This window comes from Methylobrevis pamukkalensis, from assembly GCF_001720135.1.
GTDB classification, from domain to species: Bacteria; Pseudomonadota; Alphaproteobacteria; order Rhizobiales; family Pleomorphomonadaceae; genus Methylobrevis; species Methylobrevis pamukkalensis.
This window is the reverse complement of record NZ_MCRJ01000070.1, coordinates 1-23785: the sequence shown is the minus strand read 5'-3', so window position 1 is coordinate 23785 and position 23785 is coordinate 1. Positions and strand designations below refer to the sequence as shown.

Annotated in this window: 22 protein-coding genes, 1 tRNA gene and 2 pseudogenes; 12 read left to right on the top strand and 13 right to left on the bottom strand. The window is 69.1% G+C overall.

What is annotated here, in order from left to right; all coding sequences use genetic code 11:
• From A6302_RS22995 to A6302_RS12535, 6 genes are all read left to right on the top strand, one after another.
• Nucleotides 1-2336 (top strand): hypothetical protein (locus A6302_RS22995; RefSeq protein ID WP_169833575.1); only part of this gene is annotated, 2336 nt, incomplete at its 5' end.
• On the top strand, nt 2252-3568 hold the full coding sequence (locus A6302_RS12545) for a hypothetical protein (RefSeq protein WP_069307319.1): 1317 nt from the start codon (nt 2252-2254) through the stop codon (nt 3566-3568). The genes A6302_RS22995 and A6302_RS12545, both read left to right, overlap by 85 nt.
• Before the next feature lie 145 nt (nt 3569-3713).
• Complete coding sequence (locus A6302_RS26185; RefSeq protein ID WP_141703728.1) at nt 3714-3881, top strand: Com family DNA-binding transcriptional regulator; 168 nt, start codon at nt 3714-3716, stop codon at nt 3879-3881.
• Nucleotides 3878-4075 carry a hypothetical protein gene (locus A6302_RS12540; RefSeq protein ID WP_069307318.1) on the top strand — a complete coding sequence of 66 codons (198 nt, stop codon included), beginning with the start codon at nt 3878-3880 and terminating at the stop codon, nt 4073-4075. The genes A6302_RS26185 and A6302_RS12540 overlap by 4 nt, the downstream gene beginning before the upstream one ends.
• The gene (locus A6302_RS23575) at nt 4072-4464 is read left to right on the top strand and encodes a hypothetical protein (RefSeq protein WP_210183326.1); all 393 of its coding nucleotides are present in this window, start codon (nt 4072-4074) and stop codon (nt 4462-4464) included. The genes A6302_RS12540 and A6302_RS23575 overlap by 4 nt, the downstream gene beginning before the upstream one ends.
• The gene (locus A6302_RS12535; RefSeq protein WP_210183325.1) at nt 4461-5216 is read left to right on the top strand and encodes a GNAT family N-acetyltransferase; all 756 of its coding nucleotides are present in this window, start codon (nt 4461-4463) and stop codon (nt 5214-5216) included. The genes A6302_RS23575 and A6302_RS12535 overlap by 4 nt, the downstream gene beginning before the upstream one ends.
• A 389-nt stretch (nt 5217-5605) precedes the next feature.
• On the opposite strand, the gene A6302_RS12530 is transcribed toward A6302_RS12535, so the two are convergent.
• Nucleotides 5606-5682, bottom strand: a tRNA-Arg gene (locus A6302_RS12530).
• 264 nt (nt 5683-5946) lie between these two features.
• On the opposite strand from A6302_RS12530, the gene A6302_RS22990 reads away from it, so the two are divergent.
• From A6302_RS22990 to A6302_RS12515, 3 genes are read left to right on the top strand one after another with little or no spacing between them, the layout of a single operon-like run.
• Complete coding sequence (locus tag A6302_RS22990) at nt 5947-6231, top strand: hypothetical protein (RefSeq protein ID WP_169833574.1); 285 nt, start codon at nt 5947-5949, stop codon at nt 6229-6231.
• Nucleotides 6228-6758, top strand: coding sequence for a thermonuclease family protein (locus A6302_RS21355; RefSeq protein WP_069307316.1), 531 nt, complete (start codon nt 6228-6230; stop codon nt 6756-6758). Before A6302_RS22990 ends, A6302_RS21355 begins: the two co-directional genes overlap by 4 nt.
• A 5-nt stretch (nt 6759-6763) precedes the next feature.
• Nucleotides 6764-8257, top strand: a complete 1494-nt coding sequence (locus A6302_RS12515) for a M48 family metalloprotease (protein WP_245294050.1) — start codon at nt 6764-6766, stop codon at nt 8255-8257.
• 31 nt (nt 8258-8288) lie between these two features.
• Here the strand turns inward: A6302_RS12515 and A6302_RS12510 are convergent, their stop codons facing one another.
• The 7 genes and pseudogenes from A6302_RS12510 to A6302_RS25355 form a co-directional block, all read right to left on the bottom strand.
• Nucleotides 8289-9143 carry an RNA polymerase factor sigma-32 gene (locus A6302_RS12510; protein WP_069307314.1) on the bottom strand — a complete coding sequence of 285 codons (855 nt, stop codon included), beginning with the start codon at nt 9141-9143 and terminating at the stop codon, nt 8289-8291.
• Nucleotides 9144-9496: 353 nt separating this feature from the next.
• A complete protein-coding gene (locus A6302_RS12505) occupies nt 9497-10078 on the bottom strand; it encodes a CarD family transcriptional regulator (RefSeq protein ID WP_069307313.1) in 582 nt (193 codons plus the stop codon).
• Nucleotides 10079-10518: 440 nt separating this feature from the next.
• Complete coding sequence (gene fdxA / locus A6302_RS12500) at nt 10519-10857, bottom strand: ferredoxin FdxA (RefSeq protein ID WP_069307312.1); 339 nt, start codon at nt 10855-10857, stop codon at nt 10519-10521.
• A 275-nt stretch (nt 10858-11132) separates the two neighbouring features.
• Nucleotides 11133-11516, bottom strand: a complete 384-nt coding sequence (locus tag A6302_RS12495) for an RNA-binding S4 domain-containing protein (RefSeq protein WP_069307311.1) — start codon at nt 11514-11516, stop codon at nt 11133-11135.
• Nucleotides 11517-11576: 60 nt separating this feature from the next.
• Nucleotides 11577-14891 (bottom strand): annotated as a pseudogene (locus A6302_RS12490) (helicase-related protein).
• Between the two features lie 708 nt (nt 14892-15599).
• Nucleotides 15600-16031, bottom strand: coding sequence for a DUF3108 domain-containing protein (locus tag A6302_RS25360; protein WP_069307310.1), 432 nt, complete (start codon nt 16029-16031; stop codon nt 15600-15602).
• Nucleotides 15986-16447, bottom strand: a complete 462-nt coding sequence (locus A6302_RS25355; protein WP_069307309.1) for a DUF3108 domain-containing protein — start codon at nt 16445-16447, stop codon at nt 15986-15988. Before A6302_RS25355 ends, A6302_RS25360 begins: the two co-directional genes overlap by 46 nt.
• Nucleotides 16448-16834: 387 nt before the next feature.
• On the opposite strand from A6302_RS25355, the gene rpmB reads away from it, so the two are divergent.
• Both rpmB and A6302_RS12470 read left to right on the top strand, forming a co-directional pair.
• A complete protein-coding gene (gene rpmB / locus A6302_RS12475; protein ID WP_069307308.1) occupies nt 16835-17188 on the top strand; it encodes a 50S ribosomal protein L28 in 354 nt (117 codons plus the stop codon).
• Nucleotides 17189-17317: 129 nt separating this feature from the next.
• Complete coding sequence (locus A6302_RS12470; RefSeq protein WP_069307307.1) at nt 17318-17875, top strand: queuosine precursor transporter; 558 nt, start codon at nt 17318-17320, stop codon at nt 17873-17875.
• Between the two features lie 16 nt (nt 17876-17891).
• Here A6302_RS12470 and A6302_RS12465 read toward each other — a convergent pair whose 3' ends face one another.
• From A6302_RS12465 to A6302_RS12445, 5 genes and pseudogenes are all read right to left on the bottom strand, one after another.
• Nucleotides 17892-18428 carry a dihydrofolate reductase family protein gene (locus tag A6302_RS12465; RefSeq protein WP_069307306.1) on the bottom strand — a complete coding sequence of 179 codons (537 nt, stop codon included), beginning with the start codon at nt 18426-18428 and terminating at the stop codon, nt 17892-17894.
• A gap of 35 nt (nt 18429-18463) precedes the next feature.
• Nucleotides 18464-19510 (bottom strand): esterase-like activity of phytase family protein, encoded by a 1047-nt coding sequence (locus tag A6302_RS12460; protein ID WP_083255729.1) that lies wholly within the window; start codon nt 19508-19510, stop codon nt 18464-18466.
• A pseudogene (gene cobT / locus A6302_RS12455) lies at nt 19507-21407 on the bottom strand (cobaltochelatase subunit CobT). Before cobT ends, A6302_RS12460 begins: the two are co-directional and overlap by 4 nt.
• 79 nt (nt 21408-21486) lie before the next feature.
• Nucleotides 21487-22473, bottom strand: coding sequence for a cobaltochelatase subunit CobS (gene cobS / locus A6302_RS12450; RefSeq protein WP_069307305.1), 987 nt, complete (start codon nt 22471-22473; stop codon nt 21487-21489).
• A gap of 61 nt (nt 22474-22534) precedes the next feature.
• The gene (locus A6302_RS12445) at nt 22535-23182 is read right to left on the bottom strand and encodes a J domain-containing protein (RefSeq protein WP_069307304.1); all 648 of its coding nucleotides are present in this window, start codon (nt 23180-23182) and stop codon (nt 22535-22537) included.
• Between the two features lie 156 nt (nt 23183-23338).
• Here A6302_RS12445 and A6302_RS12440 point away from each other — a divergent pair, with 156 nt between their 5' ends.
• Nucleotides 23339-23602 carry a BolA family protein gene (locus A6302_RS12440; RefSeq protein ID WP_069307303.1) on the top strand — a complete coding sequence of 88 codons (264 nt, stop codon included), beginning with the start codon at nt 23339-23341 and terminating at the stop codon, nt 23600-23602.
• Nucleotides 23603-23785: the final 183 nt, after the last annotated feature.

Genomic DNA, 23785 nt, shown 5'->3' with positions numbered 1-23785 from the left:
CGGGTGAGGCGACCGCGCGGGGCGCCGCGATCAGCGGCGCGATCGCGACCGAGGTGACGAACCGCAACACGGCCATCTCGACGGCGGTGGCGGGTGAAGCGACTGCGCGGGGCACGGCGATCAGCGGTGCCATCGCGACCGAGGTCACAAACCGCAACACGGCGATCTCGGCTGCCGTTGGCCCCCTGCAGACGCAGATCACGGCCCGCGACGACATCATCAACGACCAGATCGGCCGCGCGCCGCATCGACCGGGCGACGCGCCGAACCTGTGGTCGACGGTCAGCACCGGGGCCGCCCGCGACCGGCCGCCGCTGGAGATCGGCGAAATCGTGACGAACAGCGTCCTCGGCCGGGCGCTGCGGATCTCCGGCGACGACGTGGACGACGAGCTCGGGTATGTCGAGCTTTCACCGCGGCTCGACTTCGATGTGACCTCGGGCGAAACCTACCGGATCAAGGGCGCCTTTGCGCGCGCGGTCAATCCGGCCGAGCCCGGCGGCGCCAGCGTGGAGCTCTGGCTGCGGCTGCTCGACGGCGACCACGCGCCGATCGACGGCGGCAAGGTGCAGATCGGCCCGACCTGGGCGCCGGTGGTGACCGATGGCGCGGTGCGGCCGAACTTGCTTGTCGGCATGACAGGCGCTCTCGGCGAGCTGGACTATCCGCTGCCTGCGACCGTGCGCTATGTGGTGCCCATCGTGCGGATCTACGGCACCGCGCAGGCGACCGATTTCGCGCTGCTGTCGATCGCCAATGCCCTGCTGGTCGAGACCGACGTCGCGGTCGATGATCTGCGGACGCAGGTCACCGGCCTCGGCACGGCGCTGGCCACGACCGACACCCGCCTGACCACGGCAGAGGATCTTCTGCTGGGTACGGGGGCGCCGACCGACTACGGCTATGTCGGCGATCTCGCGGCGGCGGCGCCGACGTCGGCGGTCGGAAGCGATGTCGCCCTCGCCCTTGCCCATACCTTCCCCGTGGGCGCAGTTGTACCGGAAGTGGAAGTCCGCGCCTTCGCGCCCGGGCCGTTCAAGCTCCTCAGTTGGACCGTCGGTGCCGGCGGCGCGCACACCGTCCATTCCGAGCGGGTCTATACGCTTTCGGCGGGTGTCAGCCTGCTGACCCTTTCGCCGCCGCTGGTGGTCCCGGCCGGCGGCGAGGTCGGCTTTGCCGGTGGCGCCGTGGTCGGCGTCGTGCCCGGCGCCGGCGGTGGCCCGTGGTACAGCGGAGGCTCGTACGCGAACGGCAATTTCACCGACGCCGTCGCCGAGCAGACCGGGAATTACACGATCCGTTTCCGGGTCGCCGAGCCGCCGGCGCTCGGCTCCATCGACGGCCGCGTGACGACGGCGGAAGGGCAGCTCCGGACGAACATCGAGCGCGCCGACATGCTGGAAGCCCTCGTTCTCGGCTCCGGCGAGGTCGTGACGCAGGGCTACGTCGGCGATCTCGCGACAGCCGCGCCGACCGGCGCCCAGTCCGGCCAGGTCAACATCGCCTGGCACGAGGCGATCATCACCGGCGGCCTCTGGACAAAGCTGCGTCTGCGGGCGCAGGCCACCGGCTCGGTCGTGTGCCGGACCTATTACAAGACGACGGCCGGCGTCTGGACCGTCTACGCGCAGGTGACGCTGGCGGTGACGACGACCGGGCTTGTCGAGCTCGATCCCACTATCGTGCTGCCGCCGGGTGGCCGCTGGTCGGTCTCGGGTCAGGGCGTGATTGGTATCATCGGCGGCGGGGGCGGCGGCCCCTGGTACAGCGGCGGGACCGCGGCGGACGGTAATTTTGTCGACCCCGTCGCCGACACCACGACCAACGCGCTTGTGCAGGCCGAGATCACCATCCCGACCAACAGCGCGGCGAAGGATCTGGACGCCTTCCGCAGCGAGATCGAGAGCCGCATGCAGGTGCGGGAAGAGGTGTCCTACGGCGAAGCCGACTGGAGCGGTTCGGCCGGCCTGCCGGCCGCCAGCATCAACTGGCGCGCGCTCGTCGACGTGTTCCCGCTCGGCGGCCTGTTCGACGGGGTCGACGTCAAGATGGCGGCGGCGGACACGCCCATCTTCTACAGCTGGTCGATCGTCGGCACCGCGTTCACGGTGCATGAACTCCTCGCCGTGCCCCTCGGGGTGGGCGAGCATTATGATGTCGGGCTAGACCTCGTCATCCCGCCGGGCGGGACGATCGGCTGCTATATCGCGGGCGCGACCGGGTCGACGGACAGTGGCCGGGTGGCGTCTATGTGGGCAGCACCGCCAACTTCACGGCGTCGGCCCCGACCACCGGCGGCACCGGCGCCTGCATCACGTTCAAGACGCGGCGGGTGACGGCGAACAGTCTCCAGGCGGTTGTCGCGGCATCGGGCTCGGGCGGCTCCGTGAGCCGGACCAGCGACCTGCTGGCATCGACGTCCGCCGCGGCTATCCTCCTCTTCGCCGGCTATCGCGGCCAGAGCAATGCCAAAGGGAACGAGGGGGCGATCAGCCTCCGGCAGCAGTACAAGGCGCTCGGCTTTGCCAACACGCTGAGCACGATCCAGCCGCTGGTGGGCATTGCCTACACCGACGGCGTCGACTCGGCAGAGCTGGAGTCTCCCCGCTACGGGTTCGCCGAGGGTCTACGCCAGTTAATGCAGGACGACGGACTGGCGCCGGCCGCAGCCGACATCAACGAGATCGTGGTCGGCCTGTCGGCGCAAGGCGGCACATCGCTAGCCGAGAACACCATCGGCACGGAGCGGTATATCGCCAACCTCGCCCAGTTGGCGGCGTCCGTCGTCCACGCCGAGGCCAACGACCAGGAGGTGGTCGATCTCGGTGATGGATTTGATCAGGGCGAGAGGGACGCGATCCTGGGCGTGACGCGCGCCGTGCACCGTTCGGGTCTGATCGAGATGGCCACCGGACGCGACGCCGATGGCCGCGAGATCGTTCCGGGCGACAATCCCCGGCTGACCGTGGCGACCCAGACCTGCTCGGCCGTGAAAAGCTACGCGACCGGCGACCAGGGCTGGGAAATCGCCATGGCCCAGATCGAGGCGCATCGGGCCAGCAGGCTCTATACGATCGCCTGCTCGACCTATCAGTGGCCCTTCGCCGACGACCGCCATCGCACGGCAGCCGCCCAGCGGCTGGTGGGCGCGATGCAGGCACGGGTGATGTACATGATGGCGCGCTGGGGCGTGCGGCGCGAACCGCTGATGATCGTCCAGACTTACGTCGATGCCGGCGATCTCATCCTGATCGGCAACCGTTCGCTCGTCGTCGACACCGTCGATGTGTCGGCGCAGGTCGGCTGCGGCATCAACGTCTACGACACCGAGGGCGCCCCGCTCATCTTCGACACGGTCGAGGCTTTCGGCCGCGGCTTGAGGTTCAGCTTCACCAACAGCGTGGAGGCCGGGTTCACCTGGGATTACGGCAACATCAGCATGACCGGCAAGGCGCCCTATTTGGGCGGGGGAGGCAACATCCGGCAGCCCTCAACCCCGTCGCCGCTGGTGTTCGACGGGGTCGAGCTCAACGACTGGCTTCTGCTCGACGAGGGGATCGTGGGGTAAGGGAGCGGGGGGACCCGGAGCCGCTGGCGCTCCGGATCACGGGGACACAGGCACCAACCAAGATCCCCGCCGACGGCCTAACGATTACGTCGCCCCCGCCGCTGCTGTGCACAGCGGATGGAGGCTGGCCTAATCGGATTAAGAAATGGAGAATGTCAGGTGCAACTGCGGGGCGATGTTGCTTCGCGCCGACGAGATCGCCCTTCGGGGCACGATCGAGATCAAGTGCCGGCGCTGCCGGACGGTCAATTCCATCAGGCCCGCGAGGCCAACACCTGATCGCCATGAGCGGCCAAGGACAAGGCCAGAATGAGCGATCCGCTCTTTGACATCGTGAATGATGAACTGCCGCCGTTGCCGGCCGACGCTCCCAAGGCGCCGCCCGCTGGGCGATACAAGGAGCAGCACGGCGTGATCGCCGTCTGCGGGTCGGAAGAGGAGCAACGGGCCGTCTATGAGGGCCTGCGTGCGCTAGCCGGGGCAAAACTGAAGGTGGTGACGACGTGAGAATTGCCGTCCGCAACTCCTGTGCCGAGGCTGACAGCTTTCGGTCCGCTTATGTCCGGTCGTTGTTCAATTGCGACACCGGCGCCAACTTCACCCTCGACGTCGATCTGCCGATTGAAAACGACGACTGGCAAATCGGGCTTGTTGTCGGCCCGAGCGGTTCGGGCAAAACATCGATCGGCCGGCTTATCTGGGGCGACGATGCATTGCGCCCTATCTCCTCGTGGCCGGGTGACCTGCCGATCATCGACGCTATCAAACCCGGGGCGCAGATCGGCGAGGTGACGACCGCGCTCACCGCGGTCGGCCTCGGCTCGGTGCGGCGTGGCTTCGTCCGTATCCGGTACTGTCCACCGGGGAACGATTCCGGGCTGATCTTGCCCGGTTGATCTGCGATCGTCCGCCTGTCGCCGTTGTCGATGAATTCACCTCCGTCGTCGATCGGCAAGTCGCCCGTATTGGCGCGGCGGCGTTCGGCAAGGCATGGCGGCGCGGCAGCGGCCGGGTTGTGCTGCTTTCATGCCACTACGACATTGCCGAGTGGCTTCAGCCGGACTGGCTTTTCGACACGGCCACGGGTCAATTCACCGGGAGGTATCTTCAATGTCGCCCTGCTATCGAGGTCGATATCCGGGAAACGGACTGGCGATGGTGGCCGCACTTTGAGCCGTATCACTATTTGAAACTGCCGAAAGCCATCGCCGCGTCATGCTATGTCGGGTGGGTAGGCAATGAGCCCGTGGCTCATCTTGCAGTCTCCCCGCGACCTGGGTTACGCGAGGCTAGGGCGTGCCGGCTGGTTGTGATGCCGGAATGGCAAGGGATCGGGCTCGGGGTTCGATTTCTCGATGCCGTTTGCGCCGCGTGGAGGCGCGGGCAGAATCGCTACGGCCGCCCTATGCCGAGCATGTTTCACACCTCGCACCCGGGGCTGGCGGCCGCCCTTCGCCGAAGCCCGCGCTGGGCGCAGCTTTCGGCAACTCTGCATGGATCGCACAAACGGCGCTCCGCTGCGTCCATTGAAAAATCGGGCGGAGCGGCAACTGGGTATGGCGGTCATTTCCGCGCCGTGCAGGGATTTCGCTATGTCGAAGGGATTGACGTCCGTATTTCGTCAGGCGGGCCGCCCGCCGCAAAGTAGGCGGCCTCGGCCGCGAGCGCCGCGCGCTTTTTGGTGGGCTCCCAGCCCGTGCCGCGTTGCGGCCGCGGGCACTCGCAAACCACGCCCACCCGCCGCGGGGCGAGACCACGTCGCGATAGATCCTGACGTAGTGAGCGCCGCCCGGGCCAGCCGAGAAGTCGGCGCCTTTCTCGGGCCAAGTGTGACGCCAAATGAGGGCCAGCGTCGCGTCCTCAAATTCGTCTGTGGGCATGGCGATCGACGGGCGTTCGAAGGGGCTTCGACGGGTCAAATAGGAGGGCCAGAACCGCTGCCAAGTGATGTTGCGCGCCGTGCCATTCGATTTTGCGCGCTACAATTTGCGGCGACGATGGCGGTGCGACGCGGAAGATGGCGGAACGGCGGGGGAGTGGCGATCCCGACTGGATTCGAACCAGTGACCCCCAGATTAGGAATCTGGTGCTCTATCCTGCTGAGCTACGGGACCAACCGCGCCTCCCTTAGCACATCCCGGCGGCGGTGACAGCCCTGTCGAAAGCCGGCCGCGCCGGCAGCCCGCGATCCGTCATGTGAACTGGGGAGGGCGTCCCGTCCGATATCGCACTGCACCCGTTTGGGCCGACATGCTAGACTGGGAAGACTACAGGCCGGAAACCGTCATCACATGCTCCAGCGCCGCGGGACCGCCGGCGGATACGATCGCACTGCCGGCTGCGCCTCGAAGCGCAGCGTCCGGGCAGAGGGCGCGCGCGTGGCATCTGGCGCCGAGCCGAGCCGGTCCGTCGCCCCGCCGCTCCTTGCCGGCCTGCTCGGCGCGGCCCTCGCCGGCGCGATGCCTGCGTCGGCCGCACCGGCCTGCGGCGGCGGGATCCTCGCCACCGCCACCGCCGTGGCGATCGACGACGGCGGCGCGCTGGCCTTTGCCGATGGCGGCGGCGTGGTGCCGGACGGCATCCGCCTCCTCCCGCCGTCGCCGATGCCGCCGCGCATGACGGCGCCATCGGCCGCGACTGGATCGGCACGGCGATCGAGGTGAGCGGCGCAAGCCCCCGGCGTGACCGCCACGGCCGGCTCGTCGGCCAGGTGGTCGCCCTCGGCGATCCGTCGCGCTGGCTGCAGCAGGAGGCCGTGATGAACGGGCAGGCCGTCGTCGATGCCGCCGGGCCCTGCGCCGGAGAGCTTCTTGCCGCCGAGGCCGAGGCACGGCGGGCGAGGCGTGGACTCTGGCGGACCTTGCCCGTTCGCGCCGCCGCTGACGGAGACCTGACGGCCGCCGTGTCCGAGTATGTGATCGTCGGCGGACGCGTCGTCTCGGCCGGCCTGTCGGGCGAGCGGGTCTATCTGAATTTCGGCCATGATTGGGCCACGGATTTCACGATAACGCTGTCCCTGACGCTGGCGCGCGAGATTGCGGGTCCGGACGGCAACCTGCCGCTGGACCGGGCGGGGCTGAACGCGATATGGGCCGGACGCCGCATTGAAGCGCGCGGCTGGCTGGAATCGCGCGGCGGACCCTATATGGATGTGAAGAGCCCGCGCGCCCTGGTGCTGGCGGAACGATGAGAAGCGTGGTGACGAGCAGTCTCGCCCGATTCAGAGCCCGGAATGGCGCCGCCGTGCGGCGGATGCTGGTCTGCGCGCTGGCGCTGCCGCTTGCCGGCTGCCTCACGCTGATCACCGGCGAGCCGGAACCGAATGTCAGCGCCGCCGCGATCCAGCCCCCCGCCGGCCGCACCGATCCGCGCGAGGTGACGATCGCCGAGCGCGAGCATCCGAAGATTCTGGCCAACTACGGCGGTACCTACGAGGACCCGCAGGCGGTGCTGGCGATCGCCCGCGTCGTCGGCCGGCTGGTCGCGGCCACCGATGAGCCGTGGCGCAGCTACCGCGTCACCATCCTCAACTCGCCCACCGTCAACGCCTTCGCCCTGCCCGGCGGCTATGTCTACGTCACGCGCGGCCTGCTGGCGCTCGCCACCGACACGTCCGAGGTGGCCGCCGTCATCGCCCACGAGATGGCGCATGTGACCGCCCGCCACGCCATCGCCCGGCAGGAGAAGGCCGAAGCGGCGCGGGTCGCGAGCCGGGTGGTGCAGGATGTGGTGCGCGATCCGGATGCGGCGCGCCTCGCCCTCGCTTCCACCCAGCTGTCGCTTGCCCGCTTCTCGCAGGTGCAGGAGCTGCAGGCCGACGAGATCGGCGTCGCGACGCTGGCCAAGGCCGGTTACGACCCCTCCGCCGCCGCGCGCTTCCTGAAGACCATGGCCTCGTTCGCGGCCTACAAGTCGGCGCTGCCGGCCGAGCCGGACTCGGTCGATTTCCTGTCGTCGCATCCCTCCACGCCCGAGCGCCTGCGGCAGGCGGTGGCGGCGGCGGGCGCCACCGGCATCACCGGCGGCGAGCGCGACCGCGACACCTATCTCGCCCGCCTCGACGGACTGATGTATGGCGACGATCCCGAAGAGGGCTATGTCCGCGGCCGGGATTTCCTGCACGCCAAGCTCGGCCTCGGCTTCCGCGTGCCGGAGGGGTTCCTGCTCGAGAACACCGCCCGGGCGGTGCTCGCGACCAATGCGGAAGGCACGGCGATCCGCTTCGACGGTGCCGACATTCCGCCGGGCGCCTCGCTGACGTCCTATCTCAAGTCGGGATGGATCAACGGCCTCGACGACGCCTCGGTGCAGACCCTGTCGATCAACGGCCTGCCGGCGGCCTCGGCCTCGGCCTTCACGCGCGGCTACTACTACCACATCGCCGTCGTGCGCTTCGGCGACGGCACCTATCGCTTCCTGTTCGCGACCCGCTCGCCGGGCGCCGCCTTCAACGCGGCCTTCGCCGAGACGGTGCAGAGCTTCCACGCGCTCACTCCGGCCGAGCAGGCCGGGCTCCGCCCGCTGCGGATCCGGATCGAGACGGTGAAGGCGGGCGACACGGTCGAAGGATTTGCCCGCCGGATGCGCTTCCTCAGCCGCCCGGCGGACCTGTTCCGCATCCTCAACGGCCTCGACGCCGACACGGCGCTGACGCCCGGCATGCGGGTGAAGGTGGTCACCGAGAGCTGAGGCCCGCGGCGCGTGGCGACCGGCGGCCGCCTCAGCGGGCGTCGCCGCCCTCCGGCACGATCGCGATCCGGAGCTTTTCCATCGCCCGCACCTCGATCTGACGCACGCGCTCCTTGGAAATGCCCATCATCCCGCCAACCTCCTCGAGCGTCGCCGCGGTCTCGGCCAGCCGGCGCACCTCGACGATGCGGCGTTCGCGCTCCGACAGGGTCTCCATCGCCGCACGCAGGCGCACGATCCAGCGTTCGCCGTCGATGGCGGTCTCGACCAGTTCATCGGGGCGCGGCGCGTCGCTGACGAGCAGGTCCATGCGCTCGGCCGCGCCATCCTCGTCGGACACCGGCGCATTGAGGGAGGTGTCCGGGCCGGACAGGCGGTGCGCCATGGTCACCACATCGGCGCGCGACACGCCGATCGCCTTGGCGACCTCCGCATAGACCTCGCTGTCGCTGGCGCCGACATCGCTGCGCTGGATGCGCGCGCGGATCGCCCGGAGATTGAAGAACAGCGACTTCTGCGCCGACGAGGTTCCGCCGCGCACGATCGACCAGTTGCGCAGCACGAAATCCTGCATCGCCGCCCGGATCCACCAGCCGGCATAGGTCGAGAATCGCACCTCGCGATCGGGATCGAAGCGGGTGGCGGCCTCCAGCAGGCCGACATGGCCTTCCTGGATCAGGTCGGCCGGGGCAAAGCCGTAGGCACGGAACCGGCCGGCCATCGACACCACCATCCGCATGTGCGAGCGGGTGAGCATGTGCAGCGCGGCTTCGTCGCGCTCGTCACGCCAGCGCCGGGCCAGATCCTGCTCGTTGTCGCGTTCCAGATAAGGTGCGGACATGGCCGCGCGGATGAGCGACTGGTTCTCGCGGTCGAGGCGGGCCATCGTCGTGTCCTCCTGTTCGCTTGCGCCGACGATACGGCATCTCGTCTACGCCGGCATCGCCCGTCCGGTTCAGTCCGTCGCCCCGGTTCCCGCCCGGTGCGCAAGGGGTGACGAGGCTCGCATCGCGCCATGGCGATCGATCACCCGACAGTTTTCCGCTCTCCACGCGCGAGACGGCGGTTTCGGTCCCGGAATGGCACAAAAAAACCGCCCGGGCCGCGAAGGGTCCGGGCGGTTCAAATTCCTGTGATGCGGTGAAAGCGGTCAGGGAAGACAGCCGAGACACCCGGACGCCAATCCGGCCGGCCCCGTCCGGGACGGCCGGTGCGTCCCGGGCAAGGCAGCAGCCCTTCTCAGGCGGCCTCTTCCTCGACGCCCTCTTCCTCGACGACTTCCTCGCCGCGACCCGCGATGCGGCGCGGGCTCTTGGTCAGGTTGTCCTCGATGCGGCGCACCGCCTCGGTCTCGGTGATGCGGAGCACCGTCGAGATCTCGCGCGACATCCGGTCGAGCGCGGCTTCATAGAGCTGCCGCTCGGAATAGGACTGCTCCGGCTGCGAGCTGGCGCGGTGCAGGTCGCGCACGACCTCGGAAATGGCGATCAGATCGCCGGAATTGATCTTGGCTTCGTATTCCTGGGCCCGGCGGCTCCACATGGTGCGCTTGACGCGGGCGCGACCCTTGATGGTCTCCAGCGCCTTGTCGACCACGTCATTCTCGGCGAGCTTGCGCATGCCGACCGCTTCGGACTTGTGGGTGGGGACCCGGAGGGTCATCTTGTCTTTTTCGAAACTGATCACGAACAGATCGAGCTTCAGCCCGGCGATTTCCTGTTCTTCGATCGCGACGATCTGTCCGACGCCGTGAGCTGGATAAACGATGAATTCACTCGTCTTGAACCCGTTCCGATGGGCGGTCTTCTTGCTCGTGGCCATTCGTTTCATCACTCCATCGCCGCGCCGGAACGAAAGACGTCGTCTTTGTGCACCGGCACCGAGGAGGTCGGACCGGACGGGAGGAATGCGCAAAGATTGACGTTTCGGATCACATATCAACCGTATGGATCCGCAGTGCCGGCGAGCTCTCGCGTTGTTCAGCCGATCCGGGTTACGGCCCATCTCGCATACGCCGGAGGGGGGAAGACACCCCGGCGCCCTGATTGATCCGGGGCAGACCGATCAAGGAAAAGGCCCTCATCGGGGCGCGATCACGAATGGGACAGATTGTCGACTGCCAATGGTGAGATAGCACACAACGGGCTGAATTGGAAGCCCTTTCGGGCCGGCACGCCGGGGGGACCCGTCGTTGCCAGCCTGCCGCATCCCTCGTTTGCCGGCTTTGGACGGGCCTCCGTCCGCGGCCGGCAGCTGCCGTCTCAGTCGCCGCCGCCGGGCTTGGGCGAAAACAGCGTCTCGAACTTGTCGGGAACGCCGTCCATGTCCTTGGCATCGGCCGGCGCATCCTTGCGCGCGGTGATGTTCGGCCAGACGGAGGCGTATTCGGCGTTGATCTTCAGCCACTTGTCGAGGCCGGACTCGGTGTCCGGCTTGATCGCCTCGGCGGGGCATTCCGGTTCGCAGACGCCGCAGTCGATACACTCGTCGGGATGGATGACGAGCATGTTCTCGCCTTCGTAGAAGCAGTCGACCGGACACACTTCCACGCAGTCCGTGTACTTGCAGCGGATGCAGTTGTCAGTGACGACATAGGTCATGGGTCGGCTCCCGAGGACGAGGTCAAGGTCTCATCGAGGCGGTGCGTAACGGAGTTTGCCGGGAGAGGCAAGGGGGGTTCGTCACAACGCAGCTGCCCGCCAAATGCCGCGACAGGCAGGATTTTCCACGCTTTCGCGCCGGGTTGGAACGCAGGCGCCGCCGGATGGCCCGGGTGCGCGACCATATGGTGCCGCAAGCCCGCCGGGCGAAAGAAGCGCAAAGCGGCCGGGACCGGCTGCATGGCTGCCCTGCGGCCCCTGCAGCGCAAGGCCGTTCAGAAGCCGCCCTCGTCATACTGGCGGCGCGCCTTCTTGGTGGGGCGTCCCTCGCCGCGCACGGGAACCGGCGCCGTCGCGACTGGCTCGTCGGCCCCCGCCTCGCGCGGCGGCGGCGCGGGCGACAGGTCCTCGTAGAGCAGTGCCGCCTCGGGCGCCGGCCCGCGCCGGCTGCCCAGCGCCAGCACCTTCAGCACCCGGACCCGGGACCCGAGCGGAAAGGTCAGCACGTCGCCGATCTTGAGGGCATGGGCCGGGCTGTCGATCTTGTCGCGGTTGACCCGCACCTGACCGGAGGCGGCCAGCGTCGCCGCGAGCGTGCGGCTCTTCACCGCCCGCACGAACCAGAGCCACTTGTCGACCCGGATCCGATCGTCCCGCATCGGCCTCGCCCGGTTGGGGTCGCGCTCACTTCTTGCGCGAGCGCGCTTCCATGTCGGCCTTCAGGCTGCCAGCGCCGCAAAGGGTGAATCCGGATCGGCCGGGCGCTCGCGCCGCTGCGGACGCTCCGCCGGCTTGCCGCCACCGGCGGGTGCCCCCTTCTTGTCGGACTTGTCGAAGCGCGGACGATCGGTGCGACCGCCCCTGCCCTCGCCGCGCCCTTCGCCTCTGTTGTCTCCCCGGCCCTCGCCGCCCCGGTTCTCGCCGCCCCGGTTCTCGCCGCCGCGGTGGCCGCCTTCGGCCCCGCCAGCCGCCGCGCCGTCGCGACCGGCCGGCTCGGAGCGGCGCTGTCCGCCGCCGTGACGCTGTTCGCCGCGCCCTTCGGGGCGACGGTCGCCGCGACCCTCCGGCCGTGCGTCGGGTCGCCGGCCACGATCGAAGCGGCCGGGCCGCCAGATCTCGATTTCCTTCTCGACCTCGACGAGGTCCGCGCTGGCGTCGGACGCGGGGGCCCCGGCTCCGGCAGCCTCCGTCTCGGCCACCGCCGGAGCGGAATCGCCGATCGCACCCGGCATCTCCACCGCGTGGGCTGCAACGTCCGCCTCGGCCGCAAGGGCCTCTGCCGTCACGGTCTCGGTCGCGTCTTCCGAGGCGACAGGAACGTCCGCCACGGCGCCGTCGCCGGTTGCCGGCACATCGGAGCCGGTCTCGGCGACGGCAGATGCCTCCGCCGGGGTCCCTTCCGGCGGAACGTCCGCGGAAGCAGCCGCCACGGGCGCGTCAGCCTCCGGCGCCGATGGCGCCGCCGCCACGGCTTCACTCGCCGCCATCGCCGGCATACCGGCCGAAATGCCGCCCACGTCCGCATCGGCGCCCTCGGCCGACACGTCCGCCGGCTTCGGCTCCATCACCTTCACGGTGCGCTTCTCGAGCCGGTAGCCCAGCCCGCGCAGGATCGAGGCGAAATCCTCGCCCGCGCAGCCGAGCAGCGAGGTCATCGCCACGGTCACCGTGAAGCCGCCGCCCTGGGGGATGCCGCCGTCCGGCGGCGTCGCGCCATCGGTCGCTTCCACGCCACCAGCGGGCGGATGATGTCGGCAAGGCGTTCCAGAATGTCGAGGCGCACCGCGCGCGGACCGGCGACGCGGAAGCGACCAGCCGGTAGAGCACCTTGTCGAAGGTCGGATCGACCGTGATCGAGGTCCGGCCGGAGGCCGACAGCGCCGGCAGTTCGGCAAGGCCCGCCATGTCGAGGCTGCCGTGCTTCAGCGCCCACAGCAGCGCGACGAGGCTGGCCGGCGCCGGCTTCAGCAGCGCCGGGACGTAGATGTGATAGGCGCCGAAGCGGACGCCGTATTTGCGAAGCACCGCGCGGGCGCCCTGGTCGAGCGCCTTGATGTCGTCGGCCACTTCCTGGCGCTCCAGCGTGCCGAGCGCCTCGACCATGCGGAAGGCCACGCCTCGGGCGATGCCATCGAGGTCGGCCGCGTCGCGCAGGTCGATCAGCGGCTTCAGCAGCGTGGTGATGTGGTTGGCAAGCCAGGTCTGCAGCCGGGCGGTCACCGCCTCCAGCGAGGGGCCGGTCAGCTGCTCGTCGGCCAGGAGCACGATCTGCGGCTTCAGCGCGTTCTCGCCGGCCACCAGCCGCGCCACCGGCTGGCCGAGCCAGCGCAGCGTGGCGTCGGACGAGAGCACGATGTCCTCGTTCGGGGCGCGCGACAGCCGCTCGGCCCGCTTGTCGAACTCGCCGGCCAGTGCCTTGGCCGCCGCGGTCCGGATCGCCTTGCCGTCCTGGCCATCGCCACTCTGGTCGGGAACGAACCGGAATCCATGGAGCTCGCCGACGTGCTGGCCTTCGACGTGCACGGCGCCGTTCTCGTTGATCTCGGCTTCAAGCATGGCGTTTTCTCTCAAACGTTTCATCAGGACGGAGGTGCGGCGATCGACGAAGCGCTGGGTCAGTCTCTCATGAAGCGCATCGGAGAGTCGGTCCTCGATCTCCCGCGCGCGATCCTGCCAGTGCACCTGATCGTCGAGCCAGCCCTGCCGGTTCGCCACATACGTCCAGGTCCGCACCTGCGCGATCCGCGCGGAAAGAGTGTCTATATCGCCATCGGTGCGGTCGGCATAGGCCAATTGTCGGGCGAACCAGTCGTCCGGGATGCGACCGCCGGCCGCGACGTAGGAATAGAGCGTGACGACGAGGTCGCCGTGCTGGGCCGGGGAGATGCGGCGGAAGTCCGGCACCTGGCAGACGTCCCACAGCAGCGCCACCGCGGCCTTGCCCACGGCAAGGTCGCGGACCTCATCGTGGCGCAGCGCGAACTCCAGCGCGCCCTGGTCCTCGCCGGTCGGCGCGCGGGTCAGGCCCTCCCGGGTCGGCACCACGTCGAGCGAGCGGCGCAGCATGTCGACGCTGGAAAAATCGAGCGCGGCGTTGCGCCACTGGAACATGCGCAGCGGCTCGAAGTCGTGGCTTTCGATCGCCCGCACCAGATCCTCGTCGAAGGCCGACACCTGGCCGGTGACGCCGAAGCTGCCGTCGTTGAGGTGGCGGCCGGCGCGCCCGGCGATCTGGCCGAGCTCGGAGGGCGTCAGGTCGCGATACTGGAAGCCGTCGAACTTGCGGCGCTGGGCAAACGCGACGTGGCCGACATCGAGGTTGAGGCCCATGCCGATCGCGTCGGTGGCCACCAGGAAGTCGACGTCGCCCGACTGGAACAGCTCCACCTGCGCGTTGCGGGTGCGCGGCGACAGCGAGCCCATCACCACCGCCGCCCCGCCGCGCTGGCGGCGGATCAGCTCGGCGATGGCGTAGACCTCGTCGGCGGAAAAGGCGACGACCGCCGAGCGGCGCGGCAGCCGGGTGATCTTCTTCGGCCCGGCATAGACCAGCTGCGACATGCGCGGCCGGCCGATGACCGACACGCCCGGCAGCAGCTTTTCCACCAGCGGACGGGCGGTCGCCGCCCCGAGCAGCAGCGTCTCGCCGCGCCCGCGCATGTTGAGGATTCGGTCGGTAAACACGTGGCCGCGGTCGAAGTCGGCGGCCAGCTGCACCTCTCGATGGCGACGAAGCTGAGATCGAGATCGCGCGGCATCGCCTCGACGGTGCAGATCCAGTAGCGCGCGCCGGGCGGGACGATCTTTTCCTCGCCGGTGACGAGCGCGACCTTGCCGACCCCGGCCCTTGCCGCAACACGCCCGTAGACCTCGCGCGCCAGCAGGCGCAGCGGGAGGCCGATGGCGCCGCTCTCATGGCCGAGCAGGCGCTCGATGGCGAGGTGGGTCTTGCCGGTGTTGGTCGGCCCGAGAACAGCCGTCACGTTCCGGGCACGCGGCGCCGGAAGGATCGGCGCTTTGGGGGCGAAGGTCATCAGCCGCGGCAGGTCCCGGATCTTGCTGAAAAGGTCACCGTCCGGCGGAGCTCCTGGAAGACGTCCCGCGGCGATGACACGCCCGTCTCTAGCACAGGCCGCCCCCCGCGTCTCGGATTTCTGCCCGCCGCCGGGTCGCGATTCGCCGGGCCCAGCCGGCACAAGAACGGGGATGGAACAAAACTGGAGCGAATCGGCGACCTGCAAGAATTCGCGCTTTGTTCACGACAAGATCCTGCGCGTGGCAGAGTCCCGGCTACCGGATCTTGAATCGAAGGACTCTGCGACCGAGTCTTTCGATTCTGCAGCATGAATCGCTGTCAAGCAGAAAGACTCGGCAAAAGTCCGAATGAAGAAAGGATTACTGACAGGAGGTTCGGCAAGACTCTCCGCGTTAACCATTTCTACTTTTCGGGCAGGAGCGGGAACAGGACCGGCACGAATCGGCGATTCATCGATGTTCCCGCTTCGATCCCTACGAGATGTTGTGTCGATTCGGACACGGGCACCGAGAACAGCCCCGCCCTGCCCCGTGATACCCGCCGGCGGTGAGCGCACGGTTAACGCGGCCGTGCCGTTTCGGGACAGGCCACCCGAGGGCGAGGCGAGCGCCGGGAAGGCGGCTCCTGGCGGCGACGCCCGGAAACGACGAAAGCCCCGCCGGGCGGACCGGCGGGGCTTTCGGAACCGGATGCGAGAAGGGTGCGACTAGTTCGCGGCCTGGGTGGAGCCGCCGTCGACGCCTTCGAGGCGCGAGGCCTGGACGATGAGCATGCCGCGCATGGTCTTCACCGCGATGCGGTAGGGCAGCATCACCTTGCCGCCCGAGGCGGGCACCAGCCACATCTCCAGATCCCGGTTGTCCTTCATGAACTGGGTGGACTTCTTGTTGGCCCGGTGGCCGGAGACCGGCACCCAGCGCGCCTGGCAGACGACCGCCGGACCGGTGTAGCCCTCGGTCTTGACCTCCTGCTTCTCCTTGTAGGAGAGCTTGATGTCGTAGCGGGTCCAGCCGTCGAAGATCGGCAGCGTGCGGTCGCAGGCGGCCTTGCCGGTGGCATCGGCCCCCGAGCGGACCGGAATGACCACCGCGCTCAGCGGGTCGACCACGTTGCGCTTGCTGGCCGCGGTGATCGGCACCCGGTCGTCCGCTTCGGACAGTTCCGGATAGCGCGCAGCTTGCGCACCTCGCTGCCCGACAGGCTCATGTCGACCTGGGTGATCTTCTCGCCGCGCGAGAACAGCTCGTAGCTAGCGGGCGAGGCCCGGGAGGCGAGAAGCTGGCCACGCGAGCTTGCCTCGCTCTCCTCCGAGGAGATGATCCGGGCCAGCCCGGACGTGGTGATCTGGACCTTGGCCGCATAGGCCGAGCCCTTGAGCTTGATGCCGAGCGTGCCTTGCGCGATCCGGAAGCCGGCGAAGGTGACGTCGTAGAGCGCCTTGACGTCCTCGGCGGCGGCCGGCGTTGCCGCCAGCAGGCCGGCGACGGCCGATGCCGCGACGCCGCGGGAGACCGAGCCGCGGGACAGGGACAGGTATCGTGAAGCAGAGAACACGCCGTAACCTCCAGAAGCAGCCCCGCCCCGGACCTTGACCAAGTTGAGAAACGGCGGCGGCCCGTCACACGGAACTCCGCCCGGCACTTGCGTCCGGATCCGCCTCGTACGGTCGATAACGACCGTCTGGCGCTGATGATCCGCCGGACATGGTAACCGATGCGTTAATTCGCAGGCGCCCGCCCGCGAATCGTTCGCCGCCCTTCGGCCCTCGCCTGAAGTCATTGTCCTCCATCGCGGCAGTGGTGTCGAGGGTTGACGGATGCGCAGCCCGACAGTATAGGAACAGCCACTTTTTCATCGGCTGCCCCCGCGGGGACGGCCCGGTGGGCGCGTGCGTCATCTTCCGCAAGGGCCGTCCGATCAGGATAGCCGAAGCGGAGCGACATGGCCACGGACCCTGTCCGGGCCACACGGCCCAAGCAAGCAAGAGGACTCCACGATGCTCGGCGGTGCGAACTGACCGGAAAGGCCGTTCAGAGCGGCAACAACGTGAGCCACGCCAACAACAGGACGCGGCGTCGGTTCCTTCCCAACCTGTGCTCGGTCACGCTGATCAGCGAGGCGCTCGGCCAGAGCGTCCGTCTGCGCGTGTCGGCCAACGCCCTGCGCTCGGTCGAGCACCGCGGCGGTCTCGACGCCTTCCTCACCAAGTCGGCCGAGGACGAGCTGTCGCTGCGCGCCCGCCTGCTGAAGCGCCAGATCGCCAAGAAGGCCGAAGAGACCGCCGCCGCGGCCTGAGGCCACGCGAAGCTCTTCTCGACCTGATGATGCGACGTCCCGGCCGATGCAGATCGGCCGGGCGTTTTCGTTTGACCGGATCGACGAACCGATCCACCCCTTGTTCGTGACTGCCCCAAGGAGCCCGCCATGACCTTCGGCCTCGATCGCCGCGTCCTGCCCTCGATCGCCGCCATGTGCGTCGTGGTGGTCGCCTCGAACATCCTCGTCCAGTATCCCTTCGAGCCCTTCGGCATGGCGGACATCCTGACCTGGGGCGCCTTCACCTACCCCTTCGCCTTCCTCGTCACCGACCTCACCAACCGCTGGTACGGGCCGAGGATCACCCGCCGGGTGATCTACGCCGGCTTCGCGGTCGCCGTGCTCCTGTCGCTGTGGCTGTCGGACCCGCGCATCGCGCTCGCCTCCGGCGCGGCCTTCCTGTCGGCCCAGTTGCTCGACGTCGCGGTGTTCAACCGCCTGCGGCAGGGCTCGTGGTGGCGCGCGCCGCTCGCCTCCTCGACCATCGGCTCCGCCTTCGACACGGTCGTGTTCTTCTCGCTCGCCTTCGCCGGCACCGGCCTGCCGTGGACGACCTGGGCGCTCGGCGACTTCGCCGTGAAGATGCTGGTCGCCCTCGCCGCGCTGGTGCCCTATGCGAGCCTGATGAATGCGGTGAAGCCGTTCCGCGCCCAGTCGGCCGGCTGAACCGGCTCCGGCGGCCTCACGCCGGACGCAGCACCTTGTAGCGCGAGCCGACGAGGCCGGACGGATAGGCCGTCGTCCCGATGTGGGCGAGTGGGATGTCGGCGGCGAGCGGCCCGAACAGCGGCCGCCCCGCGCCGATCAGCACCGGAATGCGGGTGATCAGCAGGTCGTCGATCAGCCCCGCCCCGAGAAACGACCGGATCACCGCGCCGCCGTCGACATAGACCCGCCGCCAGCCGCGCGCGGCAAGGCGCGCCATCAGCTCCTCCGGCGCCTGCCGGCTGATCTCGACGTCGTCGGCAAGGCGCTCGGGCACGGCCTCGAGGCTCTGGCTCAGCACGATCATCGGCTTCACATAGGGCCAGGGATCGAAGCCCTGCACCGCCTCGAAGGTTCCGCGCCCCATCACCACGCCGTCCACCGAGGCCATGAACGCATCGAAGCCGTGATCCTCGGCAAGATCCGCCGGATCCGGCAGCCAGTCGAGGCGGCCGTCCGGCCGCGCGATGTAGCCGTCGAGACTGGTGGCGATGAAGACATGGCCGGTGATCATGACGCCTCTTCCCGATTCTGGTCGCGTCCATCCTCCTACTCGGCCAGCACGAATTCCAGATAGAGCGTGCGCTGCAGGACCGAATGGTTGTCGTCGGAGACCAGCGACAGCCGCGTGCGGCCCGCCGCGTCGCGCCAGACGGCGAGACCCTCCATGTTGTCGATCTCGTGGGCAAGGCTCGCCTCCACCAGCACCTTCCCGTCGAGGCGGGCGCCGGGGCGGATGTCCCGGCCGGGGATGCGCCGCAGGCGCATGCCGACGCCATAGGAGAAGCCGAAACGCCGTTCGAGGATCAGGAGATCGCCGCCCGGCAGGAAGACGGCATCGGTAACGGAATAGCCGTCCGACAGCGCAACGGTGAAGGACGGCGCGGCGCGCTGGTCGCGCGTGCCTTGCCGGAAGATCCAGCCCGGGCTGTCCGCCTCGCCTTTCGGCGCCTGCTCGGCGATGGCGAGGAACCGGCCGGCGAGCCGGCTGCCCTTCGGCGCCACGGCGATGCTCTCCAGCCCGGCATTGCCGTCGATCCGGCGCACCTCGCGCGGCAGGTCGAGCTTTTCGAGTTCGCCGATCCATCCGTCGGCGCCGATGACGCCGCGGGCCACGCGGGGACTGCCTTCCAGCGACACGTAGGCAACCGCCTGGCCGTCCTCCATCACGAGATCAAAGCCCTCGGTGTCGAGGTCGCTCTTGCGGCTCATGCGCTGGTCGGCGATCACCAGCGCCCGGATGGCGGCATCGGCCAGCCCCACCGGACGGTCCTCCGCGTTGCGGACGAGCCGCGCACGCAGCTCGACGCCGTCATCGCTGAGTGCCCGCAGCCGGGTGCCGTCCCGCGACAGGACGAGGGCGGAGAGGCCGCCGAGCCGGCCGGTCGGATCGACGATCTCGAAGCCGCCGACATAGTCGAGGCGGCCGATGCGCGGATCGTCGTCGCCGACGATGCGGAAGCTCGGCAGCGGCGCAAACCGCAGCGAGGCGAGCGCCTCCGGTCCGTCCCGCGCCGCGGCGGGGGAAAGCCCTGCGGCAAGCGCACACGCGACAAGGCCGACCCGCGCCGCGGCAAGCGCGCGGCGCAGCGTCACCGCCGTCCCGCCGCCCGGGCGCCGCGGCCGCGGGCCGCCGCCCGGCCGGAGGTCTGGTCCTCGAACAGGCTGGCGAGCTGGTCGGTCATGGCGCCTGCCAGTTCCTCGGCGTCGACGATGGTCACGGCACGGCGGTAGTAGCGCGTCACGTCATGGCCGATGCCGATGGCTATCAGCTCCACCGGCGAGCGCGTCTCGATCTCCTCGATGACGAAGCGCAGGTGCCGTTCCAGATAGTTGCCGGGATTGACCGACAGGGTGGAATCGTCGACCGGCGCGCGTCGGAGATCATCATCAGGATCTTGCGGTTCTCCGGCCGGGCCAGCAGGCGCTTGTGCGCCCAGTCCAGCGCCTCGCCGTCGATGTTCTCCTTCAGCAGCCCCTCGCGCATCATCAGGCCGAGGTTGCGCCGCGCCCGGCGCCAGGGTGCGTCCGCGGCCTTGTAGACGATGTGGCGCAGGTCGTTCAGCCGGCCCGGCGCTATCGGCTTGCCGGCGGCCAGCCACGCCTCGCGGCTCTGTCCGCCCTTCCACGCCTTGGTGGTGAAGCCGAGGATCTCGACCTTGACGCCGCAGCGCTCCAGCGTGCGGGCCAGAATGTCGGCGCAGGCGGCAGCCACCGTGATCGGCCGGCCGCGCATCGAGCCGGAATTGTCGAGCAGCAGCGTCACCACCGTGTCGCGGAAGTTGGTGTCGCGCTCCATCTTGAAGGCGAGCGGCTGCATCGGGTCGGTGACGACGCGGGTGAGCCGCGCGGTGTCGAGCAGGCCCTCCTCCAGATCGAAGTCCCAGCCGCGGTTCTGCTGCGCCATCAGCCGGCGCTGCAGCCGGTTGGCGAGGCGCGCGACCGCGCCCTGCAGGTTGACGAGCTGCTTGTCGAGGTAGCCGCGCAGCCGGTCGAGCTCGGCCGCGTCGCACAGGTCTTCCGGCCGGGTGACCTCGTCGAAGCGGGTGGTGTAGACGCGGTAGTCGCTGACCGGCGGCAGGTTGGTGAACGGCAGCTCCTGGCGGCGCGCCTCGCCGGCGTCGCGCGAATCCTCGGCGCTCTCCTCGTCCATCGTGTCTTCGGCGAGCGACGCCTCGGTCTCGCTCTCCCCGGCCTCCTGGTCCTCGCCGGCGGCCTCCTGCTCCTGCGGCGCGCTCTCGCGGCTCGCCTCGTCCTCCTCGCTGTCGCCGCGGGTCTGGTTGTCCGTCTCCTCGGTGTTCTCGCCCTCCTGGTCGTCCTCGGCAGGCTCCGGCTCGCCACCGAGTTCCTCGCCCATGTCGAGCGAGGTGAGGAGATGGCGCACGGCGCGGGCAAAGTCGCGCTGGCTGGCCAGCGTCGTGGCGAGGCGGTCGAAATCGCCGCCGGCCTTGTCCTCGACGAACTTGCGCCAGAGATCGACCAGCGCCCGCGCGCTCGGCGGCGGCGCCTTGCCGGTCAGCTTCTCGCGCACGATCAGCGCCAGCGCGTCCTCGAGCGGCGCGTCGGCCTGCTCGCGCACCTCCTGGAAGTTGCCGCGGAAGTAGCGGTCCTCCAGCATCGCCTCCAGATTGGACGAGACGCCGGCCATGGCTTTTGCGCCAAGCGCCTCGCAGCGCGCCTGCTCCACCGCCTCGAAGATCGCCCGCGCCTTCTGGCCCTCGGGGCAGAGGTCGCGGTGGACCGACGGGTCGTGGGAGGCAAGCCGCAGCGCCATGGAGTCGGCAAGCCCGCGCGAGACGGCGATGTCGGCCGCCGTCAGCCGCCGCGGCGGTTCGGGCAGCCGGGCGCGATGACCGGAAAGGCTCGGCCGGTCGGTGGCAAACGTGACCTCGAGGTCGGCGTCGCCCGAGATGGCGCGCATCGTCGTGCCGATCGCCCGCTTCAGCGGTTCGGTCGGCGTCGCGGTCTTTCCCGGTCCGGGCTTCACGGCCATGTGGTCTTCATCCGGTTGTCAGAGGTCCGCGCCCCCGGGCATCACCCGGCGGGGACCGTTCTTGGCGCGGCGGCGTCGCTCAGCCGAGCACCATGTTCACCGCGCTCTCCGGCAGTTCGGTGCCGAAGCAGCGCTGGTAGAACTCGGCGACGAGCGGCCGCTCCAGTTCGTCGCACTTGTTGAGGAAGGTGACGCGGAAGGCAAAGCCGAGGTCGCCGAAGATCTCGGCATTCTCGGCCCAGGTCAGCACCGTGCGCGGGCTCATCACCGTGGAGAGGTCGCCGTTGATGAAGGCCGAGCGGGTCATGTCGGCGAGCCGCACCATCTTGCCGACGGTCTGCTTGCCCTTCTCGCCGGTGTAGTGCTTGGCCTTGGCCAGGATGATGTCGACTTCCTTGTCATGCGGCAGGTAGTTCAGCGTCGTCACGATCGACCAGCGGTCCATCTGACCCTGGTTGATCTGCTGGGTGCCGTGATAGAGGCCCGACGTGTCGCCGAGGCCGACCGTGTTGGCGGTGGCAAACAGCCGGAAGGCCGGATGCGGGCGGATCACGCGGTTCTGGTCGAGCAGCGTCAGCTTGCCGGCCACTTCCAGCACGCGCTGGATCACGAACATCACGTCCGGACGGCCGGCGTCATACTCGTCGAACACGAGCGCGACATTGTTCTGCAGCGCCCACGGCAGGATGCCGTCGCGGAATTCGGTGACCTGCTGGCCGTCGCGCACCACGATCGCGTCCTTGCCGACGAGGTCGATGCGGCTGATGTGGCTGTCGAGGTTGACGCGCACCAGCGGCCAGTTCAGCCGGGCGGCGACCTGCTCGATATGGGTCGACTTGCCGGTGCCGTGATAGCCCGAGACCATCACGCGGCGGTTGTGGGCGAAGCCGGCGAGGATGGCGAGCGTGGTCGCCTTGTCGAACAGGTAATCGGGATCGAGATCCGGAACGTGTTCGCTCGGCGTGGAATAGGCCGGCACCGTCAGGTCGCTGTCGATGCCGAACACCTGGCGGACCGATACCCGCGTGTCGGGAAGCGGGGCCGTCTCGGTCGTCTTGGAACTCATGGAACCTCCGTGGGTCGCGCCAAGGGCGGCGCGGCCGTGTCGTCTTCCCGAACCGCCGTTTTCAGCAGAAACCGGCGGACTTCAGGTAGTTATAGGCTTGGATGATCTGCCGCAACCTGTCCTCCAGCGAACGGTCGCCGCCGTTGGCATCCGGGTGGTGGCGCTTGACGAGAAGCTTGTATCTTGCCTTGATTTCCGCCTTGTCCGCGCCCTCGTCAAGTCCCAGATCGTCGAAGGCCTTTTGCTGCAGCGGCGTCAGCCGCCGTCGCAGCGGCATAACAGTTTCGTCCGGCTTTGCCCGGGCGCGCGCCCCGTGGAAGATGCCGAAGGGGTCGTTGATCGTCTCGTCGTCGAGCGGCATGCCCCGCGTCGGACCCGAGCGGCGGCCTGACGGATCGGGCCCCTCGGCCGCGGTGCGGTTGACGCCCATGCGCCAGGTCGGCCGATGGCCGGTCGCCGCATCCTTCTGGTAGGAGATCACCGCGTCGTCGGGCAGGCCCTGGAAATAGTTGTAGGACTTGTTGTAGTCGCGGACGTGGTCGATGCAGAAGTTGAAATACTGCCCTTCGCGGCCGCGGCCCTTCGGCGCGCGGTAGGCGCCGGGCGCGTCGCAGCCATCCCACTCGCAGGCGGGGTTGACGTCGCGCGCAACGCGTTCCGCGTCGGGCTTGACCCGGATCCGGTCGAAGAGTTTTGAATCGAGCTTCATGGTCGGTCAAGTATGGTGCGCCGGCGGCCCTGCGGCAAGCGCGCGCCGGGCATAGGACGCAGACGACCTGCGCGGAACCCGTTCGCGGGCATGTTCGCCCGACCGGCAACCCGATCACCGCCGATCCGATCCACCAACCATCAGGACCCAGACGCGATGACCACCCGACGCGACCGCATCGTCGCCGCGCTCACCGGCGCCTTCGCCCCGACCCGCCTTTCGGTGGTCGACGAATCCCACCTTCACGAGGGCCACGGCGGCTGGCGCGAGAGTGGCGAGACCCATTTCCGCGTGGCGATCGCCGCCCCCGCCTTCGCCGGCAAGACCCGCCTTGCCCGGCACCGCATGGTCAACGAGACGCTCGCCCCGGAATTTGCCGCCGGCCTGCACGCGCTGGCCATCGAGGCCGGCGAGGCCTGACGGCGCGACGGGCTGACCGACAGACCGACAGACGGAGGCGGGTGGCCGTTCCGGCCCCCCCGGATGCCCGATGCCAGCCTCGGCGCGTGGTCCCTGCCGCCCCTGGCGAAGGGTCAGGCATGTATTGCCGCGAGGACCGCCCCCGCCGTCCGGTCGAAGCGAAAGTCATCGTTGACATTGTCT

What these genes read in the sequence shown, in the direction of transcription:
- A6302_RS12540 (WP_069307318.1), top strand. Translation starts at nt 3,878, where the DNA reads ATGAGCGATCCGCTCTTTGACATCGTGAATGATGAACTGCCGCCGTTG.
- A6302_RS12440 (WP_069307303.1), top strand. Translation starts at nt 23,339, where the DNA reads ATGACCACCCGACGCGACCGCATCGTCGCCGCGCTCACCGGCGCCTTC.
- rpmB (WP_069307308.1), top strand. Translation starts at nt 16,835, where the DNA reads ATGGCCACGGACCCTGTCCGGGCCACACGGCCCAAGCAAGCAAGAGGA.
- A6302_RS26185 (WP_141703728.1), top strand. Translation starts at nt 3,714, where the DNA reads ATGGAGAATGTCAGGTGCAACTGCGGGGCGATGTTGCTTCGCGCCGAC.
- fdxA (WP_069307312.1), bottom strand. Translation starts at nt 10,857, where the DNA reads ATGACCTATGTCGTCACTGACAACTGCATCCGCTGCAAGTACACGGAC.
- A6302_RS12465 (WP_069307306.1), bottom strand. Translation starts at nt 18,428, where the DNA reads ATGATCACCGGCCATGTCTTCATCGCCACCAGTCTCGACGGCTACATC.
- A6302_RS12445 (WP_069307304.1), bottom strand. Translation starts at nt 23,182, where the DNA reads ATGAAGCTCGATTCAAAACTCTTCGACCGGATCCGGGTCAAGCCCGAC.
- A6302_RS12510 (WP_069307314.1), bottom strand. Translation starts at nt 9,143, where the DNA reads ATGGCCCGCCTCGACCGCGAGAACCAGTCGCTCATCCGCGCGGCCATG.
- A6302_RS12495 (WP_069307311.1), bottom strand. Translation starts at nt 11,516, where the DNA reads ATGCGGGACGATCGGATCCGGGTCGACAAGTGGCTCTGGTTCGTGCGG.
- A6302_RS12505 (WP_069307313.1), bottom strand. Translation starts at nt 10,078, where the DNA reads ATGGCCACGAGCAAGAAGACCGCCCATCGGAACGGGTTCAAGACGAGT.
- cobS (WP_069307305.1), bottom strand. Translation starts at nt 22,473, where the DNA reads ATGAGTTCCAAGACGACCGAGACGGCCCCGCTTCCCGACACGCGGGTA.
- A6302_RS12470 (WP_069307307.1), top strand. Translation starts at nt 17,318, where the DNA reads ATGACCTTCGGCCTCGATCGCCGCGTCCTGCCCTCGATCGCCGCCATG.